The organism is Glutamicibacter sp. BW80 (assembly GCF_002332385.1).
Lineage (GTDB): Bacteria > Actinomycetota > Actinomycetes > Actinomycetales > Micrococcaceae > Glutamicibacter.
This window is the reverse complement of the sequence record NZ_NRGV01000061.1, coordinates 1-1,747: the sequence shown is the minus strand read 5'-3', so window position 1 is coordinate 1,747 and position 1,747 is coordinate 1. Positions and strand designations below refer to the sequence as shown.

The following is a 1,747-nucleotide window of genomic DNA, read 5'->3' as shown; positions in this document are numbered from 1 at the left end:
TAGCCCGGGTATTTCATGAAGGCCGGTAGTCATTAACTGACTTAAAAGATGAAAAGGTGACCTGAACTGGGAAAATGGGAGTGTCTAAGCTTCCAAAATACCCGTTCGAAGGATCACCTTTTCTGTGAACTATTCTACCCACGTTTTCCCTGCCATCTCGACCCAACTCACCGGCCAAACCTTGGTCTCCCATGCAGGCTTGTCGGTGCTGACCAGTTTCCTGAATGCGGTGGACTTCCGCCGCGTTTGCGAAGACAGGTTCAGCCAGTTCGTGCCAACCACCGCGACCCACCGGCCGGGAAAGATCCTCGGCGCCCTAGCTCTGTCCTTGGCGGCTGGCGGCGAGCAAGCCACAGATATTGACCAGCTACGAGCCGCACCAGAGCTCTTTGGCTCCGTGGCGTCGGATGCCACGGTCAGCCGGTTCATGGGCCGGATCAAAGATCAGCCAGAAGCTTTCTCCTACGGGTTCGCCACCATGACCCGCAGCCTGCGCACCAAAGTCTGGAATGCTGCCGGGCCGCGGAATCCTGCCCGGCAGGCCACGGCAAAGAACCCTTTAACCATCGACATTGATGCCTCGTTGGTGCACGTTCATTCCGAGAAACAAAATAGTGCTGGCACCTACAAAGGCGGATACGGGTTCTCACCGATGATCGCCATGGCAGACTATGGCAAAGCCAACGGCACCGGCGAAGTCCTCGCCGTGCAGTTGCGCCCAGGCAACCGGGGCGCGAATTCCGCCGCCTCGCATATCGAGGTGCTCAGCCAAGCCCTAGCCCAACTGCCTGAAAATTTCTATGACGAGGACGGGAACCTTCGTGGTGAGAAGATCTTGGTCCGTACCGACAGTGCCGGCTCTTCCCGCGAGTTCTTGCACCATCTGGATTCATTGGGGGTCCAATTCTCCACCTCGTATTCTTTGCCGGTGCTCAAGGAGCGGTTCATCCGGTGGATCGATGAGAAGAAGTACTGGGAACCAGCGCTGGACGCTGATGGTGGTCAACGAGATAACGCGTGGGTGATTGATGCAACGAAGGTCTTGGAGTTGAGGCAATACCCGCCTGGAACTCGGATTTACCTACGTGCTGAGCCGTTGCATCCCGGGGCGAAAGCGAACCTGTTCGATACGGACGGCAACCGGGTGACCGCGTTCTTGACCAACAGCCCACGGTTCAACGTGGCGTTCCTCGATGCCCGGCATCGGGCGCGTGGCAGGTGCGAAAATCGGATCAAAACGTTGAAGAATACGGGGTTGGGCAAGCTGCCGTATTGGTCTTTTGCGGCGAATCAGGCATGGGCGGACCTGGCGATGTTCGCGGTCAATTTGGTGTCTTGGCTGCAGCTGGCGGTGCTGCCTGGTGGTCATGAGGCTTCGGTGTGGGATTTGAAGCGGTGGCGGTACCGGTTGTTCTCGATGGCAGGGAAAATCGTTTCAGGTGGTCGGCAACGCCGGCTGTTGATCCCGGCGAGAGCGCCAGAAGCACAGTTGCTATGCCAGTTGCAGGAGGGTATCGGCAAGCTGTTCCAGCGGTGGCGGCACGGATTGCTGACTGCCTGAACGGGAAGTAGCTGTTCCCCTTGTTTCTTAGGTTTTGAAAGGCTATTTTGGTCCGGGTGCGTGGAGCCTGGCATTCAGCGTCGGTGGTTCAGGCGCCCTTTGGCGCGGACTGAATCAGGAACGGCCACCGGGAATCCATTGGTAGAGGATTTCGGCAGCCGTTGGATAACTGATGAAAGATCTGGG

The 1,747-nt window shown here is 57.6% G+C and carries 1 protein-coding gene; it reads left to right on the top strand.

Translation table 11 applies throughout. The annotated features are described in order from the left end of the window. Positions 1-124: 124 nt before the first annotated feature. A complete protein-coding gene (locus tag CIK76_RS16580) occupies positions 125-1,561 on the top strand; it encodes an IS1380 family transposase (protein WP_096257871.1) in 1,437 nt (478 codons plus the stop codon). The last annotated feature ends 186 nt before the right edge of the window (positions 1,562-1,747 follow it).